General features: G+C 64.4%; 14 protein-coding genes. 10 read left to right on the plus strand and 4 right to left on the minus strand.

Annotation, left to right across the window (positions count from 1 at the left end; translation table 11 throughout):
* Positions 1 to 4: 4 nt before the first annotated feature.
* The 10 genes from P0D84_RS00275 (at position 5) to P0D84_RS00320 (ending at position 12105) form a co-directional block, all read left to right on the plus strand.
* On the plus strand, positions 5 to 1090 hold the full coding sequence (locus tag P0D84_RS00275) for a protein-glutamate methylesterase/protein-glutamine glutaminase (RefSeq protein WP_408331478.1): 1086 nt from the start codon (positions 5 to 7) through the stop codon (positions 1088 to 1090).
* Positions 1091 to 1256: 166 nt separating this feature from the next.
* Positions 1257 to 1652, plus strand: coding sequence for a chemotaxis response regulator CheY (cheY, locus tag P0D84_RS00280; protein ID WP_179735052.1), 396 nt, complete (start codon positions 1257 to 1259; stop codon positions 1650 to 1652).
* Between the two features lies 1 nt (position 1653).
* A complete protein-coding gene (gene cheZ, locus P0D84_RS00285; protein ID WP_408331481.1) occupies positions 1654 to 2364 on the plus strand; it encodes a protein phosphatase CheZ in 711 nt (236 codons plus the stop codon).
* Positions 2365 to 2654: 290 nt separating this feature from the next.
* Positions 2655 to 3200, plus strand: coding sequence for a DUF2844 domain-containing protein (locus P0D84_RS00290; protein WP_408331483.1), 546 nt, complete (start codon positions 2655 to 2657; stop codon positions 3198 to 3200).
* Between the two features lie 15 nt (positions 3201 to 3215).
* Positions 3216 to 4505: a DUF3443 domain-containing protein gene (locus P0D84_RS00295; protein WP_408331485.1), complete on the plus strand. Its 1290-nt coding sequence runs from the start codon at positions 3216 to 3218 to the stop codon at positions 4503 to 4505.
* Positions 4506 to 4824: 319 nt separating this feature from the next.
* A complete protein-coding gene (flhB, locus tag P0D84_RS00300; RefSeq protein WP_408331487.1) occupies positions 4825 to 6036 on the plus strand; it encodes a flagellar biosynthesis protein FlhB in 1212 nt (403 codons plus the stop codon).
* Positions 6033 to 8135, plus strand: a complete 2103-nt coding sequence (gene flhA, locus P0D84_RS00305; protein ID WP_408331489.1) for a flagellar biosynthesis protein FlhA — start codon at positions 6033 to 6035, stop codon at positions 8133 to 8135. The genes flhB and flhA overlap by 4 nt, the downstream gene beginning before the upstream one ends.
* Positions 8136 to 8490: 355 nt before the next feature.
* A complete protein-coding gene (gene flhF, locus P0D84_RS00310; RefSeq protein ID WP_408331491.1) occupies positions 8491 to 10479 on the plus strand; it encodes a flagellar biosynthesis GTPase FlhF in 1989 nt (662 codons plus the stop codon).
* Positions 10472 to 11341, plus strand: coding sequence for a MinD/ParA family ATP-binding protein (locus tag P0D84_RS00315; protein WP_408331493.1), 870 nt, complete (start codon positions 10472 to 10474; stop codon positions 11339 to 11341). Before flhF ends, P0D84_RS00315 begins: the two co-directional genes overlap by 8 nt.
* A gap of 29 nt (positions 11342 to 11370) precedes the next feature.
* The gene (locus tag P0D84_RS00320) at positions 11371 to 12105 is read left to right on the plus strand and encodes an RNA polymerase sigma factor FliA (protein ID WP_179735036.1); all 735 of its coding nucleotides are present in this window, start codon (positions 11371 to 11373) and stop codon (positions 12103 to 12105) included.
* A gap of 51 nt (positions 12106 to 12156) precedes the next feature.
* Here P0D84_RS00320 and P0D84_RS00325 read toward each other — a convergent pair whose 3' ends face one another.
* The 4 genes from P0D84_RS00325 to flgM all read right to left on the minus strand — a co-directional run bounded on the left by P0D84_RS00325 (position 12157) and on the right by flgM (position 13964).
* Positions 12157 to 12567: a type II toxin-antitoxin system HicB family antitoxin gene (locus tag P0D84_RS00325; RefSeq protein ID WP_408331496.1), complete on the minus strand. Its 411-nt coding sequence runs from the start codon at positions 12565 to 12567 to the stop codon at positions 12157 to 12159.
* The gene (locus tag P0D84_RS00330; RefSeq protein ID WP_408331498.1) at positions 12564 to 12746 is read right to left on the minus strand and encodes a type II toxin-antitoxin system HicA family toxin; all 183 of its coding nucleotides are present in this window, start codon (positions 12744 to 12746) and stop codon (positions 12564 to 12566) included. The genes P0D84_RS00325 and P0D84_RS00330 overlap by 4 nt, the downstream gene beginning before the upstream one ends.
* A 323-nt stretch (positions 12747 to 13069) precedes the next feature.
* A complete protein-coding gene (locus tag P0D84_RS00335; RefSeq protein ID WP_408331500.1) occupies positions 13070 to 13516 on the minus strand; it encodes a flagella synthesis protein FlgN in 447 nt (148 codons plus the stop codon).
* A 94-nt stretch (positions 13517 to 13610) separates the two neighbouring features.
* Positions 13611 to 13964 (minus strand): flagellar biosynthesis anti-sigma factor FlgM, encoded by a 354-nt coding sequence (flgM, locus tag P0D84_RS00340; RefSeq protein ID WP_408331502.1) that lies wholly within the window; start codon positions 13962 to 13964, stop codon positions 13611 to 13613.
* Positions 13965 to 14005 lie beyond the last annotated feature (41 nt).

Below are 14005 nucleotides of genomic sequence, written 5' to 3' on the forward strand. Positions count from 1 at the left end.
CGCTGTGCAAAAGATCAAAGTACTGTGCGTCGACGATTCGGCACTGATCCGCAGCCTGATGACGGAGATCATCAACGGCCAGCCGGACATGACCGTCGTGGCGACCGCGCCCGACCCGCTGGTCGCGCGCGATCTCATCAAGCAGCACAACCCGGACGTGCTGACGCTCGACGTCGAAATGCCGCGCATGGACGGCCTCGACTTCCTCGAAAAGCTGATGCGCCTGCGGCCGATGCCGGTCGTGATGGTGTCGTCATTGACCGAGCGCGGCAATGAAATCACGCTGCGCGCGCTGGAACTCGGCGCAGTCGACTTCGTCACCAAGCCGAAAGTCGGCATTCGCGACGGCATGCTCGACTACGCGGAAAAGCTCGCCGACAAGGTTCGCGCGGCCGCCCGCGCGCGGGTGCGCCAGGCCGCGCCTGCCCAGCACGCGGCGACGCACGCCGCCCCCGTGGCCGCCGCCGCGCCGCTCTTCAACAATCCGCTGCTCAGTACCGAGAAACTGATCATCGTCGGCGCCTCGACGGGCGGTACCGAAGCGATCCGCGAAGTGCTCGTGCCGCTGCCGCCGGATGCACCCGCCGTGCTGATCGCGCAGCATATGCCGCCGGGTTTCACAAAATCTTTCGCGCAACGCCTTAATGGTTTGTGCCGGATTACCGTTAAAGAGGCAGAGCACGGCGAACGCGTGCTGCCGGGACATGCGTATATCGCGCCCGGCCACGCTCACCTGTTGCTGGCGCGCAGCGGCGCGAACTATATTGCGCATCTGTCGGACGAACCGCCGGTGAACCGGCATCGGCCGTCGGTCGACGTGCTGTTCCGCTCGGCCGCGCAGCACGCGGGCAAGAACGCCGTCGGCGTGATCCTGACCGGGATGGGGCGCGACGGCGCCGCCGGACTGCTGGACATGAAAAAGGCGGGGGCGTACACCCTCGCGCAAGACGAAGCGAGCTGTATCGTATTCGGCATGCCGCGCGAAGCCATTGCGCTTGGCGCCGCGGACGAAATTGCGTCGCTGCCGGAGATGAGCCGTCGCGTGATGGCGCGTCTGTCGTCGATGGGGGACCGCGTACAGCGGGTATGATGCGCGGGCCTGCCGGCGAGCGCCAGGCATGGGGCCGGAGTAAGTGCTATGGGGCCAGAGTAGGCGCTAAAGCGCCAACTCTGGTCGACACGCTAACTCCGGTCGACACGGATCTGACAGAACTGGCGGTCATGCGCCGCATCATGGATCAAGCAAAGGGAATGAAATGGATAAGGGAATGAAGATTCTGGTGGTTGACGACTTTCCGACGATGCGCCGGATCGTTCGCAACCTGCTCAAAGAGCTCGGCTACTCGAACGTCGACGAGGCGGAAGACGGTCAGGCCGGCCTCTCGCGTTTGCGCGGCGGGTCGTTCGACTTCGTGATCTCCGACTGGAACATGCCGAACCTCGACGGTCTGGCCATGCTCAAGGAAATCCGCGCCGACGCCAGCCTCACGCATCTGCCGGTGCTGATGGTGACCGCCGAGTCGAAAAAGGAAAACATCATCGCGGCGGCGCAGGCCGGCGCGAGCGGTTATGTCGTCAAGCCGTTCACGGCCGCGACGCTCGACGAGAAGCTCAATAAGATCCTTGAGAAGATGGCGAAAGCCGGGAGCTGATGTGAATCTGCCGACCAACGCGCAAGGCGCCGAAGCGGTCAACGAGAGCGGCGATTTCGCGTCCGACCGCATCCTCGCCCGTATCGGACAACTGACGCGCACGCTGCGCGACTCGATGCGTGAGCTCGGGCTCGACAAGCATGTCGAGCGTGCGGCGGAAGCCGTGCCCGATGCTCGCGACCGTCTGAAGTACATCGCGAACATGACCGAGCAGGCCGCCGAGCGTGTGCTGTCCTCGATCGACGTCGCCAAGCCGATCCAGGAGCAGTTGCAGAAAGATGCCGGTGAACTCGATGCGCGCTGGGAGCAGTGGTACGCGGCGCCGATCGAGCGCGAGGAAGTGCGCGCGCTGATGAACGACACGCGCACCTTCCTGCGCGGCGTGCCCGAGGCGACCAGCGCGACCAACACGCAGCTGATGGAAATCATGCTGGCGCAAGATTTCCAGGATCTGACCGGCCAGGTCATCAAGAAGATCACGGATGTCGTGTACCTGATCGAGCAGCAGCTGCTCGGCGTGCTGGTCGAGAACATCGCGCTCGAACGGCGCGAGCAGTTCGCGGCGAATGCGGCGGCGCTGGCGGCCGAGCCGTCGTCCACCGGCAGCCCCGAACATCTGCTGAATGGTCCGCAGGTCAATCCGGAGGGCAAGGCGGACGTGGTGCAGGATCAGTCGCAGGTCGACGATCTGCTGGCAAGCCTCGGCTTCTGATCCACGAGTGACCCGCGGGTGACCTGCGGGCCGCCCGCAAGGGCGCGATACCGGACCCGTATGTGCAGCAAGCCACGCTGGCGCGTGCGCTTGCTGTCTGCCGGCACAAACACAGGCATACTACGAGCTCAAGCAGCGGCACGGCTTGCCGGTGAGAAACAGTCACCGGCCGGTGGCACGGTGGGGTAATCCTCCAGAGTGCGACCGCAGCGTGCCGTATGATCTGCATACATGCGGCTGGTTCGCACGAGGTGCGGGCCGAGCAGCAGCAGCTCGGGAGGAGCCTCGTTATGTGGAGTCGCGTACGCCGCGCCGGGTTCGTTATGGCGCTTGCATTGCCTTGTTTGCTGTCAGCCACGCAGTCGGCCTATGCGGGACTGGGCGGCGCCCCGATGACCCCCCCCGCGGATGCGTCGGTTTCTTCCCACACCGTGCAGTCCGGCACCAGCCCGGCCACGGCTGCTCAAAGCGTGATGCGTTCTGCACCCAGCGCTGCGTCTTCGGCCTCGGCTTCCACGTCCTATACCGTGCGGGAAACCACCCTCGGCAACGGCACGGTCGTGCGCGAATACCTCGCCACGGATGGTTCGGTCTTCGGCATCGCCTGGCGCGGTCCGCAAATGCCGGATCTCAACGATCTGCTCGGCAGCTATTTTCCGCAGTACGTGGCCGGCGTGAAAGCCGTGCGCGCGGCGCGCGGAGGCGGTCATGGCCCCGTTGCGGTCGACCAGGGCAGCCTCGTGGTCCGCTCCGGCGGCCACATGGGCGCGTTCAATGGTCAGGCCTGGTTGCCGCCCGCGCTGCCAGCCGGCGTCAGCGGTTCCGACATCCAGTAATGGCGAGGACGAACGATGCGAACCATGCATAGTGTTGTGAAGCTGAAAGGCTGGGTGCGGCCCGTCATGGCCGTGGCGCTGGTGTCGGCGCTGGCGGCATGCGGCGGGGGCGGCGGCGACAACTCCGGTTCCAATAGCAATTCGTCGAACGGCGGCTCGCTGCCGGCCAGCCCGACCCAGCAACCGATCGCGGCGACCGCGGCGAACACCGTGCCGATCACGGTCGGGCAGGGTGTGCGCGGCGTCATCAATATTCCGACGGTCAGCGTGAAAATTTGCGCCCCCGGTTCGACTTCCAATTGCCAGACCATCAACAATATTCAGGTCGATACCGGTTCGTTTGGGCTGCGTGTGGTTGGCTCGGCGATGAGTGCATCGCTACTGCAAGCGCTGCCGGTTAGCACGGTGACCGGCAGCGGCGCGCAACTCGCCGAGTGCGCGACCTTCGCCGACGGCTTCACGTGGGGCACGGTGCGCACCGCGACCGTGGCGATCGGTGGCGAGACGACGACCTCGGCCATCCCGCTGCAGATCATCGGCGACAAGGACGCCAGCACGGTGCCCACGCGCGCTTGCGGCAGCGGTTCGGCTGAAAACACCGTCGGCGATCTCGGCGCCAATGGCATTCTCGGCATCGGCACGGCACCCACGGATTGCGGCGCAACCTGCGTCGACCCAGTGACGGCAGCCAACTACAGCAATTATTTCTCGTGTCCGAACGGCACCTCCTGCGCCCGTACCGCGGTTCCGCTCAACCAGCAGGTCGCCAATCCGGTCGCCAGCTTCGCGCTCGACAACAACGGCGTGATCGTGCAGATGCCGCCGGTGCCGGACACCGGTGCGCCATCCGCCACCGGCACGCTGGTGTTCGGCATCGGCACGCAGTCGAACAATGCGCTCGCGGCCTCGCAGACCATTACCACCGATGCCTTCGGCGACCTGAACAACAGCGTGTACAACGGCACGACGGTGCAGGCGTTCTTCGATTCGGGTTCGAACGGCTACTTCTTCGCCGATAATTCGCTCCCACTGTGCAGCAGCAATTTCGCCGGATTCTATTGCCCGTCGGCCGCGCAAACCCGGTCGATCACCCTGGCCGGTGTGAGCAGCACGAAGGTCAGCGTGAGCATCGGCATCATGAACGCGGCGACGCTGTTCGGTAACACCAGCAACTTTGCGTTCAACGACCTGGCCGGGCAGATCGGCGGCAACAGCAGCTTCGATCTCGGTTTGCCGTTCTTTTATGGCCGCCACGTGTATTACGGTTTCGCGACCTCCAGTCAGGCGCCTTACGTTGGCTTCTGAGCCGTATGGCGAAAGCATAAGAGTCGGCCGGACACCCGCGCGAAGCCGTGGGGTGTCCGGTTGAGCGTAGCTGGCATCCGTAACAAACCACATTTCGCCGACCGGCCCTCAGGTAGCCGCCCGTAGCCCGCGCCCCAGCGCCCTAGCGGGGAGCCGCCCGGCCCCATCGGCAAGCGCCGCCGCGCTGCTTGCCGGCTGTTCCATCCCGCGAAATACCCCCCTTTGTCCGCGCTTATCCGCCGATCGTGGCTTGCGTCGAGCGGGAATAATCGCTCTCACTGGAAAGAGGCGCCATGCCTCAGCCGATTGGAGAGCGTTTGTGGCAGAGGATAGCGACCTCGAAAAGACCGAATCAGCCACTCCCCGGCGCCTGCAAAAGGCGCGCGAGGAAGGGCAGATCGCGCGTTCGCGGGAGCTGTCGACATTTGCGCTGCTGGGCGCGGGATTCTTCGGCGTATGGGGCATGTCAGGCAGCATCGGCGAGCATTTGCAGGCGATGTTGCGCTCGGCCTTTACATTCGATCACGCCACGGTGTTTGAGACCCGCCGCATGCTGATCGGCGCGGGCGCCGCGGGCCGCGAAGGCCTGTACGCGCTGCTGCCGATTCTCGCCTTCACCGGCGCTGCCGCGTTGCTCTCGCCGATGGCGCTGGGCGGCTGGCAGTTGTCCGCGCAAGGCCTCGAGCCGAAGTTCAACCGGCTCAATCCGATCGCCGGCCTCGGCAAGATTTTTTCGATCAACGGGCCGGTCCAGCTCGGTATGTCGCTCGCGAAGACGCTCGTGGTGGGCGGCATCGGCGGGACGGCAATCTGGAATCGCCGCGACGAAATTCTCGCGCTGGCGACCCAGCCGCTGCACCTCGCGCTCGCCAACGCCGCGCATCTGATTGCAGTGTGCTGCGGCATGACGGTGGCGGGCATGTTCGTCGTCGCCGCGCTCGACGTGCCGTATCAACTCTGGCAGTTCAACAAGAAACTGCGCATGACGAAGGAAGAAGTGAAGCGCGAACACCGCGAAAGCGAAGGCGATCCGCATGTCAAAGGCCGGATTCGCCAGCAACAGCGCGCTATGGCCCGCCGCCGCATGATGACCCAGGTGCCGAAGGCCGATGTGGTGGTGACCAACCCGACGCACTTCGCGGTCGCGCTGCAATATACCGACGGCGAGATGCGCGCGCCGAAGGTGGTCGCCAAGGGCGTGAACCTGGTGGCGGCGCGGATTCGCGAAATCGCTGCCGAAAACAACGTGCCGCTGCTCGAAGCGCCGCCGCTCGCGCGTGCGCTGTATCACAACGTCGATCTGAACCGCGAGATTCCGGGGCCACTGTATGGCGCGGTCGCCGAAGTGCTTGCGTGGGTGTATCAGTTGCGGCGCTTCAGGACCGAGGGCGGCGAAGCGCCGGTCAAACCGACGGACTTCGACGTGCCGGCGGAACTCGACAAGGGCGGCGTTTCGGACGATGAAGCCGAGCAGGAAGCCGCCGACACGCTTAAAAACGCTAACGACGATGCTTCAGGAGCCTCCGCATGAACGCACGCGCCGGATTTCTGTCCCGACGCCCGGATGCCTTGAGCGGCACCAATTTGCGCGCTCTCGCCGGGCCGGTGCTGATCTGCATGATCCTCGGCATGATGATTCTGCCGTTGCCGCCGTTTCTGCTGGATCTGCTGTTCACCTTCAACATCGCGCTTTCCGTGATGGTGCTGCTGGTCAGCATGTACACGTTGAAGCCGCTCGACTTCGCCGCCTTCCCGAGCGTGCTGCTGTTCTCGACCTTGCTGCGCCTGTCGCTGAACGTGGCATCCACGCGCATCGTGCTGCTCGAAGGCCATACCGGTCCGGCCGCGGCCGGCCAGGTGATCGAGTCGTTCGGCCACTTCCTCGTGGGCGGCAACTTCGCGGTCGGTATCGTCGTCTTTGTCATTTTGATGGTCATCAACTTCATGGTGATCACCAAGGGCGCGGGGCGGATCGCGGAAGTGTCCGCGCGCTTCACGCTCGACGCGATGCCCGGCAAGCAGATGGCGATCGACGCCGACCTGAACGCCGGCCTCATCAACGAGGATCAGGCCCGCAGGCGCCGGCTGGAAGTCTCCCAGGAAGCCGAGTTCTACGGTTCGATGGACGGCGCGAGCAAGTTCGTGCGGGGCGACGCGATCGCCGGTTTGCTGATCATGGTGATCAACATCCTCGGCGGCCTGGTCGTCGGGATGGTTCAGCACGGCATGGACTTCGCGTCCGCGGGCAAGACCTACACGCTGCTGACGATCGGTGACGGGCTCGTCGCGCAGATCCCGTCGCTCGTGATTTCGACGGCGGCCGGTGTGATCGTCTCGCGCGTGGCGACCAACGAAGACATCGGCACGCAATTGACCGGGCAGTTGTTCACGAATCCGCGCGTGCTGGTGATCACCGGTTGCATTCTCGTGCTGATGGGCCTGATTCCAGGCATGCCGCACTTCGCGTTTCTGATTCTCGGCGGTGGGCTGATCCAGCTCGGCCGCACAATGAAAAAGCGCAGCGAGGACCGCAAGACCAGCGCGGCGCTGGTCGACGTCACGCCGGCCGCGATCGCGCCGGTCGAAAACACCGAAGCCAGCTGGGACGACGTGACGATGATCGACACGCTCGGTCTCGAAGTCGGCTACCGCCTGATCCCGCTGGTCGACCAGAACTCGGACGGCGAATTGCTCAAGCGGATGAAGAGTATCCGCAAGAAGTTCGCGCAGGAAATCGGCTTCCTGCCGCCGGTGATCCATATCCGCGACAACCTCGAATTACGGCCGAACGGCTACCGGATTGCGCTCAAGGGCGTCGAGGTGGGCGTCGGCGAAGCGTATCCGGGGCAGTGGCTGGCGATCAATCCAGGGCAGGTGTCCGCCGCGCTGCCGGGTACGCCGACGCAAGACCCGGCGTTCGGTTTGCCGGCGATCTGGATCGATACGAATCTGCGCGAACAGGCGCAGGTGTATGGCTACACGGTGGTCGATTCGAGCACCGTAGTGGCTACGCACCTGAATCACCTGGTGGTCGCGCATGCGTCCGAACTGCTCGGCCGCCGCGAAGTGCAGACGCTGCTGGAGCGCATGCAGAAGGACACGCCGTCGCTGGTCGACGATCTGGTGCCGAAGTCGCTGCCGCTCACCACGCTGCAAAAGGTGCTGCAAAACCTGCTGGAAGAAGGCGTGCCGATCCGCGATATGCGCACGATTCTCGAAGCGCTGGCCGAACACGCGCCGAAGATTACCGACGCGCACGAGCTCACCGCCGCCGTGCGCCTCGCGCTGGGCCGGGCGATTACGCAGCAGTGGTTCCCGGGCGTGGGCGACATGCAGGTGATGGGCCTCGACCCGAATCTGGAGCGGGTGTTGTCGCAGGCGCTTTCTACTGGCGCCAATCCGGGCCTGGAACCGGGCCTCGCGCATACGCTGCTGAACGAAACGCAGAAGGCGATGACGCGTCAGCAAAACCTCGGGGTCGCACCGGTGCTGCTGGTGCAGCACGCGCTACGGCCGATGCTCGCGCGCTTCCTGCGCCGCAGTTTGCCGCAGTTGAAAGTGCTGTCTTATGCGGAAGTGCCGGATACGCGCAATATCAAGGTGGTGAATCTGATTGGGGCGCATGGCTAAAACGCCGCGCAGTTGGACCCGATAGTCAGCCGCCGTTTATCCAGACCGATCGATGGTTTCAGCCGGCGCTCCTTGAGCGCCGGTTTTCATTTCGGCGCCCGGTTTTTCACGCGGCAAGCAGCCAGCGGAGCACATGCTGCGCTCTGGAAAGCACCGTCGGCCGCCGCCGGAAAGCCTGTTTCAAACCATGGCGCGGGTGGCTCGAAGCACGTTTCCATCGTCCGAATTGCCCGCCTTTACCCGCCTTTATCCATCGATCGTCACTCGTCGGCTTTCGCAATAATGGTCTCAATGGGAAGCGATATGTCGCCGGTCCGTTAGTCCGTAAGTCCGTTTAGCTCATCGGGGGTCCAGCTTGAACATTCGTAAATTTGTCGGTGCTACCAGTCGCGATGCTCTGCGTCTCGTGCGCGAAGCCTTGGGCCCGGATGCCGTCGTTTTGTCCAATCACACGATGGACGACGGCAGCGTCGAGATCGTCGCACTGGCCGACAGCGACCTCGCCGCCATCACGCCCAAGACGCCGCGGCGCAACGCAGGCGCAGCGCTGGCCGCGCCGACGAATGCAATGGCTTCACAGCAGCCCATGCTCGCCGCACCGCGCGCGATGCCGTCCGCGCCGACGATGCAAGCCAACCCGTATGCGAGCGGCATGCCCGATGTGTTCTCGTCGGTGTTCGGCGCAAGCCCGGAAGCGGGCGCCGAGAATATGGGCAGCCATGCGGCTCACGCCGACACGGCCGCTGACGATGCCCCGGTCTCCACCGCGAAACTTGCCGCCGCATCGAAAGCCGCGCCGACGGGCGCCGCTAAAACGCAACACACCGCGCCGGCGACGCCTGCTGCATCGTTCGCACCGACCGCCTCACAACCGGCCAGCATCGATAAACCCAGCGCCCGCGCTGCGGCGACGCGTCTCGCCGAAGACCTCCGTGCGGATCTGCTCAAAGCCGCCGGTGTGCCGCCCACGACCGTCGTTCCCGCCGCTGTAGCTCAATCGCCGCGCACGATGGCCGAATCGAATCCCTGGCTAATCGACCACGCTCGCCGCGTCGCCGCCGAACAGCAGGAGCAGGGCGCGTACAGCGCGCGTCCCGCAGCGATGACACCGGCTGCGGCCATGGCCAAGGGCCTTGGCGTCGCGGTCGAAGCCGCCGTACAAGCGGCCCCGCAGGACACGCAAGCGGCCTCTGCCCGACCGGCCGCGCCGCAAACCGGCGATACCCCCGAGTGGGCCCGCGAAGCCGCGCAAGTCGCCGCGCGCCGCACCGCTCAGAAAAGTGCGCCGGCGCTGCCGGCAGGCGACGACGCCCGCACGCCCGCCTCGGTCGCCGAAGCGATCAAGACTCGCATGGAGCAGGTCGTCAACGACACCGTGATGAGCGAGCTGTCGTCGATGCGTGGGATGATGGAAGAACACTTCGCCGGCCTGTTGTGGGGCGATCGCCAGCGCCGCAGCCCGGCGCGCGCCGCGCTCACCAAGCATCTGTTCGCCGCCGGTTTTTCCGCGCAGCTCGTGCAGATGATGGTCGACAACCTGCCTGAGGACGTCGACAACATGGACGGCGGCATGGACTGGGTGCGCTCGGTCCTCGAGTCGAACCTGCCGGTGATGGAAGACGAAGACGCGCTGATGGAGCGCGGCGGCGTATTCGCCCTGATGGGCCCGACGGGTGTCGGCAAGACCACGACCACCGCCAAGCTCGCCGCGCGCTGCGTGATGCGCTTCGGCGCCAGCAAAGTGGCGCTCCTCACCACCGACAGCTACCGGATCGGCGGCCACGAACAACTGCGCATCTTCGGCAAGATTCTCGGTGTGTCGGTCCATGCGGTGAAAGACGGCGCCGACCTGCAACTCGCGCTCTCCGAACTGCGCAACAAACACATCGTGCTGATCGACACGATCGGCATGAGCCAGCGCGACCGTCTGGTTTCCGACCAGATCGCGATGCTGTGCCGCGCCGGTCAGCCGGTGCAGCGTCTCTTGCTGCTCAACGCGACGAGCCACGGCGACACATTGAACGAAGTCGTGCAGGCCTATCAGCGCGCACCGGATCATCAGCCGCTCGCCGGCTGCATTCTGACCAAGCTCGACGAAGCCACCAATCTGGGCGGCGTGCTCGATACGGTGATCCGCTACAAGCTGCCGGTGCATTACGTGTCAACCGGTCAGAAGGTGCCGGAAAACCTGTACGTCGCGACGAAGAAATTCCTGATCAAGAGCACATTCTGCATTCCGCGCGACAACTCCCCGTTCGTGCCGCACGACGACGACATTCCGGCGTTGCTGTCCGCGCTGTCCGCGCGCTCGACGGCCGAACTGCACGAGGTCCGCTTTGGATAAATTCATGGCCGATCAGGCAGAGGGTCTGCGGCGGCTATTGGCGAGAAGCGGCTCGCGCGTGCTTGCGGTGACGGGTGGGCCGCCCGGCGTCGGCTGTACGACGACCGTGGTGAACCTCGCCGCGGCGCTCGCGCAGCAGGGCAAGGATGTATTGGTGATCGACGAATGCCTCGGCGAGAAATCGGTGAGCGCGATACTCGGCGGCGTGCGCGGGGCAGGCAATTTTGCAGCGGTGCTGCGCGGCGAGATGACGCTCGACGATGCCGCCGCGCGCCACGCGCTGGGCTTCTCCGTGCTGGCCGCTTCGCGCAACAACTGCGCGGGCCACACGGCCGCGCAGTTAGACGTGGTGTTGCGCGGTTCCGCCGACATCGTGCTGATCGATGCGCAACTCGACCAGCATGGTCACCTGTCACCACTCGCGCTGCAGGCGCACGACGTGATGATCGTGACAAGGGTGGCCGCGCAAGCGATCACCGAGGCGTACGCGTGCATGAAGCGTCTGCACTACGCACACGCCACCGCTCAGTTTCGCGTGCTGGTGAACCACGTGCAGAGCGTGGACGACGCCCGTACCGCCTTTGTCAACCTGGCCGGCGTGGCTGGACGCTACCTCACGGTGGCGCTGGAAGACGCCGGTTGCATTGCCGCCGATGGGCGGATGGCGCGAGCCCTGGAATTGTCCCGGTGTGTCGTCGATGCCTTCCCATCGACACCGGCCGCGCGCGACTTCCGGCAGCTTGCCGCCGAATTGCAGTACTGGCCGATGCGGCCAGCGATGTCGTCGCAATCGTCCTGGATGGCGCCTGCGACAGTTACAGCGGCGCAACACGCCGACCAACCGTCCGTGCAGCACGCCTGAGAGGCGGTACAAGGACAAGGGGGAGCACGATGTATAACGCTCAGGGAAAGATTTCCCAAGCCGAGGTTCTGACGAAGTACGCGCCCCTGGTGCGTCGCCTCGGCTTGCAGCTCGTTGCCAAAATGCCGGCCAGCGTCGATCTCGACGACCTGATCCAGGCCGGCATGATCGGGCTGCTGGACGCGGCGAGCCGCTACAAGGAAGACCAGGGCGCGCAGTTCGAGACCTATGCCAGCCAGCGGATTCGCGGCGCGATGCTTGATGAGTTGCGCAGCAACGACTGGTTGCCGCGCAGTTTGCGGCGCACTTCGCGCGAAGTCGAAACGGCCGTGCACAAGGTTGAACAGAGTCTGGGCCGCTCGGCGAGCGAAACGGAGATCGCCGAGCATCTGCAGATGCCGCTCGACGAATATCAGTCGATGCTCCAGGACCTGCACGGCAGCCAGCTGATCTACTACGAAGACTTCGACCGTTCCGCGGACGACGAGCCATTTCTCGACCGTTACTGCGTCGATCATTCGGACCCGCTGTCGGCGCTGCTGGACGACAGCTTGCGCTCGGCGCTGATCGAAGCGATTGACCGCCTGCCGGAGCGCGAGAAGCTGCTGATGTCGCTGTACTACGAACGCGGCATGAACCTGCGCGAAATTGGCGCGGTAATGGAAGTCAGTGAATCGCGGGTGTGCCAGTTGCACAGCCAGGCCGTGGCGCGCCTTCGTACGCGCCTGCGCGAAATGGCCTGGGCAAACGCCGAGGCGACTTGACGTTCGACGGATTGAGGTTCGACCGGCGGTGCGCCTAACGTGCGCCTGCCCTCATGCGTCCGCCATTTCATGCTCCGCGGCCAGCGCGAGAAACGCCGAGCGCGACATACCACGCGCCTGGGCGTAAGCGTCGATATCCTGGACCAGCGCCTCAGGCAGCGAGATATTGATGCGCACCGCCTTCTTCAATGCCGGGATGTTTCGCGTTGTCACAAAACCCCATGTGAAACCCGCGTAGTCCGGATTGCGCCTATGCGCCTCGAGCGTTAGCCGTTCGGGAATCGGCAACCCTTCGTCGAGCAGCGTATCGAGATGCGCCTCGATCGCCTCTTTCGCGTTCGCATAGGCTTCTTCCAGCGTATCGCCCGCCGAATGACACCCCGGGATATCGGGCACCACGACGCCAAACGCATGGTGCGTATCACCGAGCTCAACCGCGATCGGGAAAATCAGGTTTTTCATTTCAGACCCGCCTGTTTCAAGATGCTGTTCAGTGTGCCGGGTGGGAGATCTTTCTTTGGATGCGGGATGGTCACGAGACCGGCTTTTACCGCGTGCCGGAAATGATGGTGACCGCCCGATATCCGGATCAGCCGCCAGCCATCCGTTTGAATCAATTTGACGGCCTCGGCACTGTTCATATTGCACCCCTTGAATCATACACACGATTACACAACCTCGCTAGTGTGGGTAACGCTCCGCCTGGCTCGTACGCGGCAGCGTTGAAAAGCTACCCGGGAGAGCGGAGAACCTCATTGGGGGAACTCGTGATTTCAACGCGGCGGACGAATCCGCGCCACCTGGCCGGATGGCTAACGCGTAGGGGAGGAGGTGTGGAGGTGCTTTGCGGGAGTGGAAAAGCAAAAGGGCTCGTCAAGAACGAGCCCTCTCTTCAATGCAATTTTCTGGCGCTGCCCGGGCGCGAAGCGCGACTCACGCGGGAAGAAATCTTCGGGTCTTTCAGCTACGCCACGGCTCGGGCCGGGATCCGGCCATCCGGCCCATAGAAGCCGGTCTTCTGGGGCACGGTCACCTGTAGCGCCGCCAATGCGCGCTGGTTGTAGTCCATCCGCACGCGGATCAACTCACCGTTACTCGTATTGAATCGGCGCGCGCGCTCGGCGGCTTTTTGCAGCAGCGCCCATTGTTCGGCCAGCCGCGCATCCGCGCTGGCCGCGAGTTCCATGCCGGGCCAGCCGGCCGGGAAGCCCATTTGCGCGAGCAGCGCGTCGCGCCTGGTTTCGAGTTGGGCGAGCACGCCGACCAGTTCGGTTTTCTTCTCGACGATCGGCGGCAGCAATTCCAGCGGCGACAAGGCGGTCAACGCCTTGGTCTCGAGCGTCAGGATAGAGGCGAACGCCTCGACGGCCGAATATTCTTCGATGAGGATGGCAAGCAGGGCGTCTTTCATCTCAACAACTCGCTGAACACGGCGGCTCGCGCATGATTCGCGAGCCGGGTTTGTCGAATGCCGCCCGGCAGTTCACCGTCCTTCGATGGGTCGATTAGTTGCCGGTCGACGAGGTTTTGCTTTGCAACAGGTCGCGTGCGGTATTCAGCACGCCGTCGGCGATCTTGCTCGAATCGATCTGCAGCGAGCCGTTCTGGATCGCCGTTTTGATCGACTCGACGTGTGCCGTGTCGATATCGGCCGAGCCGGACGCCGCGAGGCTGCGCAGATGCTGCGACAGACCCGACAGGCTGACGCTGGCGTCGCCCGAGGCGCTGCTGGTGGCCGGCGAGCTCGTGCCCGCACTCTGCGCGCTGCTGCTCGCGTTGGCCGCGTCGCTTTGCTGCGAGCGGGACAGGGCGTCTGTCAACGCCGGCAGATTCGAATTGTTTGTGGAATCGACTTTCACGATTGGCTTCCTGAACGATTTGATCCTGATAACGGCAACCC

The sequence above is a fragment of the Paraburkholderia sp. RL17-337-BIB-A genome, from assembly GCF_046025895.1.
GTDB lineage: Bacteria > Pseudomonadota > Gammaproteobacteria > Burkholderiales > Burkholderiaceae > Paraburkholderia > Paraburkholderia fungorum_C.